The organism is Variovorax sp. GW821-FHT09B05 (genome assembly GCF_059418265.1).
The window spans coordinates 133,631-138,383 of record NZ_JBWKPN010000013.1 but is presented as its reverse complement, the minus strand read 5'-3'; the positions used below and the strand labels follow the sequence as shown (position 1 = coordinate 138,383).

Here is a 4,753-nt window from a genome sequence, read left to right as displayed (position 1 = left end):
CCCGATGCTGCTGGTCGCCGTGCTCAGACCGGTCGACGTAGACGTCGACAGGCTACCGATCGAACTCGTCGCGGTGCTCAAACCCGTGGAGGTCGAAGTCGACAGGCTGTCGATAGAGCTCGTTGCCGTGCTCAGACCGGTCGACGTGGAGGTCGAGAGGCTGCCGATCGAACTCGTCGCGGTGCTCAAGCCAGTGGAGGTCGAGGTCGACAGGCTACCGATGCTGCTGGTCGCCGTGCTCAGACCGGTCGACGTAGACGTCGACAGGCTACCGATCGAACTCGTCGCGGTGCTGAGCCCAGTCGACGTCGAAGTCGAGAGGCTGTCAATGCTGCTCGTGGCGGTGCTGAGACCGGTCGAGGTCGACGTGGACAGGCTACCGATCGAGCTCGTTGCCGTGCTCAGGCCCGTCGAGGTCGACGTCGACAAGCTGCCGATCGAGCTTGTCGCCGTGCTCAACCCGGTCGAGGTGGAAGTCGACAGACTGTCAATAGAGCTCGTTGCTGTGCTCAAGCCAGTGGACGTCGAGGTCGAAAGGCTGCCAATGCTGCTGGTGGCAGTGCTCAAACCCGTGGAGGTCGAGGTCGACAAGCTGCCGATGCTGCTCGTAGCCGTGCTCAGGCCCGTCGAAGTGGATGTCGAAAGGCTATCGATCGAGCTGGTGGCCGTGCTCAGGCCGGTCGAGGTCGATGTCGACAAGCTACCGATCGAACTCGTCGCCGTGCTCAGACCAGTCGATGTCGAAGTCGAGAGACTGTCGATGCTGCTGGTCGCCGTGCTCAAGCCGGTCGAAGTCGACGTAGACAGGCTGCCAATCGAACTCGTCGCGGTGCTCAGCCCGGTCGACGTCGAGGTCGAAAGGCTGTCGATGCTGCTGGTCGCGGTGCTCAGGCCCGTGGAGGTCGAGGTGGACAAACTACCGATGGAACTCGTGGCCGTGCTCAAGCCAGTCGATGTCGAAGTCGACAGGCTGCCGATGCTGCTGGTCGCGGTGCTCAAGCCCGTGGAGGTCGAAGTCGACAAGCTGCCGATGGAGCTCGTGGCCGTGCTCAAACCGGTCGACGTCGAGGTCGAAAGGCTGTCGATGGAACTCGTTGCCGTGCTCAGACCCGTCGACGTGGAAGTCGACAGGCTGCCGATGGAGCTTGTTGCCGTGCTCAGACCAGTCGAGGTCGACGTGGACAGGCTACCGATCGAGCTGGTTGCCGTGCTGAGGCCAGTCGACGTCGAGGTCGACAAGCTATCGATGCTGCTCGTCGCAGTGCTCAGACCCGTGGAGGTCGACGTGGACAGGCTGCCGATGGAACTCGTTACCGTGCTGAGGCCAGTCGACGTCGAAGTCGAGAGGCTATCGATGCTGCTCGTCGCGGTGCTCAGCCCGGTCGATGTCGACGTCGAGAGGCTGCCGATGGAGCTCGTTGCCGTGCTGAGGCCGGTCGACGTCGAGGTCGACAGACTGTCAATACTGCTGGTCGCGGTGCTCAGGCCCGTGGAGGTGGAGGTCGACAGGCTACCGATGGAGCTTGTCGCAGTGCTCAGACCGGTCGACGTCGACGTGGACAGGCTACTGATCGAGCTCGTTGCCGTGCTGAGGCCAGTCGAAGTCGATGTCGACAAGCTATCGATGCTGCTCGTCGCGGTACTCAGCCCCGTCGACGTAGAGGTCGACAAGCTGCCGATGGAGCTCGTCGCCGTGCTCAGGCCAGTCGACGTCGAGGTCGACAGGCTGCCGATACTGCTGGTCGCGGTACTCAGGCCCGTAGATGTCGAGGTGGACAGGCTACCGATGGAACTCGTGGCCGTGCTTAAGCCCGTCGAGGTCGAGGTCGACAAGCTGCCGATCGAACTCGTTGCCGTGCTGAGGCCCGTCGACGTCGAGGTCGAAAGGCTGTCGATGCTGCTGGTCGCGGTGCTCAGGCCCGTGGAGGTCGAGGTGGACAAGCTACCGATCGAACTCGTGGCCGTGCTCAAGCCAGTAGACGTCGAGGTGGAGAGACTGCCGATGGAACTCGTCGCAGTGCTCAAGCCGGTCGACGTAGAAGTCGAGAGGCTGCCGATGCTGCTGGTCGCGGTGCTCAGACCCGTGGAGGTCGAAGTCGACAAGCTACCGATGGAGCTAGTGGCTGTGCTCAAACCGGTCGACGTCGAGGTCGACAGGCTGTCGATGCTGCTCGTCGCGGTACTCAGCCCCGTGGAGGTCGAGGTGGACAGGCTACCGATGGAACTCGTCGCCGTGCTCAGACCGGTCGACGTCGAGGTCGAAAGGCTGTCGATGGAGCTTGTTGCCGTGCTGAGCCCACTCGACGTCGAAGTCGAGAGACTGCCGATGGAACTCGTCGCAGTGCTCAAGCCGGTCGATGTCGAGGTAGACAGGCTGCCGATCGAGCTCGTTGCCGTGCTCAGGCCAGTCGACGTCGAGGTCGACAGGCTGTCGATGCTGCTCGTCGCGGTGCTCAGACCCGTCGAGGTCGACGTGGACAGGCTGCCAATGGAGCTCGTTGCAGTGCTGAGGCCAGTGGATGTCGAGGTCGACAAGCTACCGATGGAGCTCGTTGCGGTGCTCAGACCTGTCGAGGCCGACGTCGAGAGGCTGCCGATGCTGCTGGTCGCGGTGCTCAGACCCGTAGAGGTCGAAGTCGACAAGCTGCCGATGGAGCTCGTGGCCGTGCTCAAACCGGTCGATGTCGAGGTCGAGAGGCTGCCGATGCTGCTCGTAGCCGTGCTCAGACCCGTCGAGGTGGAGGTCGACAGGCTGCCGATGCTGCTGGTCGCCGTGCTCAAGCCCGTGGACGTCGACGTCGAGAGGCTACCGATGGAGCTCGTTGCCGTGCTCAAGCCGGTGGAGCTGGAAGTCGACAAGCTCGACACGCTGCTGTTCGTCGTGCTCAGGCCTGACGACAGACTGCCGATGCTGCTGGTTGTGGTACTCAGTCCGGTCGACAGGCCATCGATACGGCTGTTCGCCGTGCTCAGACCTGTGGAGGTCGAGGTCGACAAGCTGCCGATCGAACTCGTTGCAGTGCTCAGGCCAGTCGACGTCGAAGTCGAGAGGCTGCCGATGCTGCTGGTCGCCGTGCTCAAGCCGGTCGACGTAGATGTGGACAGGCTGCCGATAGAACTCGTTGCAGTGCTCAGGCCAGTGGACGTCGAGGTCGACAGACTGCCGATCGAACTGGTCGCAGTGCTCAAACCCGTGGAAGTCGACGTGGACAGGCTGCCGATGCTGCTCGTAGCCGTGCTCAGACCCGTGGAGGTCGACGTCGACAGGCTCGACACGCTGCTGTTCGTCGTGCTCAGACCCGAAGACAAGCTGCCAATCGAGCTGGTTGCGGTGCTCAGCCCCGTCGAGGTGGAGGTCGACAAGCTGCCGATGGAACTCGTTGCGGTGCTGAGACCCGTGGACGTCGAGGTCGACAGACTGCCGATCGAGCTGGTCGCAGTGCTCAGGCCTGTCGAGGTCGACGTGGACAAGCTACCGATACTGCTCGTCGCCGTGCTCAAGCCAGTGGACGTGGAGGTCGACAAGCTGCCGATGGAGCTCGTCGCGGTACTCAGCCCCGTGGAAGTCGAAGTCGAGAGGCTACCGATCGAGCTGGTCGCAGTGCTCAGACCTGTCGAGGTCGACGTGGACAAGCTACCGATGCTGCTCGTGGCCGTGCTCAAGCCCGTGGACGTGGAGGTCGACAGGCTGCCGATAGAACTCGTCGCGGTGCTCAGACCCGTGGAAGTCGAAGTCGACAAGCTGCCGATCGAACTCGTGGCGGTGCTCAGCCCCGTGGAGGTCGAAGTCGAGAGGCTGCCGATCGAGCTCGTGGCCGTGCTCAGCCCCGTGGAACTGGAAGTCGACAAGCTCGACACGCTGCTGTTGGTCGTGCTCAAGCCCGACGACAGGCTGCCGATGCTGCTGGTCGTGGTGCTCAGTCCGGTCGACAGGCCATCGATGCGGCTGTTTGCCGTGCTCAAGCCAGTGGAGGTCGAAGTCGACAGACTACCGATGCTGCTCGTGGCGGTGCTCAAGCCAGTCGACGTCGAAGTCGAGAGGCTGCCGATGGAGCTGGTCGCCGTGCTCAATCCCGTCGACGTCGACGTGGACAGGCTCGACACGCTGCTGTTCGTCGTACTCAAACCCGACGACAAGCTGCCGATGCTGCTGGTGGCCGTGCTCAATCCCGTGGAAGTCGAGGTCGAGAGGCTGCCGATCGAGCTGGTGGCGGTGCTCAGCCCCGTCGAGGTGGACGTCGACAGGCTGCCGATAGAGCTCGTCGCCGTGCTCAACCCTGTGGAGGTCGACGTCGACAAACTCGACACGCTGCTGTTCGTCGTGCTCAGCCCCGACGACAGGCTGCCGATGCTGCTGGTGGCCGTGCTCAGCCCCGTGGAAGTCGACGTCGAGAGGCTACCGATCGAACTGGTGGCGGTACTCAGACCTGTCGAGGTGGACGACGACAAGCTGCGGATGCTGCTCGTGGCCGTACTCAAGCCCGTCGAGGTCGAAGTCGACAGGCTACCGATGGAACTGGTCGCTGTGCTCAGCCCGGTCGACGTCGAAGTCGACAGGCTCGACACACTGCTGTTTGTCGTGCTCAGACCCGACGACAAGCTCCCGATGCTGCTGGTCGCGGTGCTCAGGCCCGTCGACGTCGAGGTCGACAGGCTACCGATGGAACTGGTCGCCGTGCTCAGCCCGGTCGACGTCGAAGTCGACAGGCTCGACACACTGCTGTTTGTCGTGCTCAGACCCGACGACAAGCTC

1 protein-coding gene is annotated in these 4,753 nt (G+C 63.2%); it reads right to left on the bottom strand.

From position 1 onward, the window contains the following. The coding region (locus AC07RM_RS29350) for a hypothetical protein (protein WP_495336812.1) at positions 1 to 4,753 on the bottom strand (4,753 nt) is incomplete at both ends.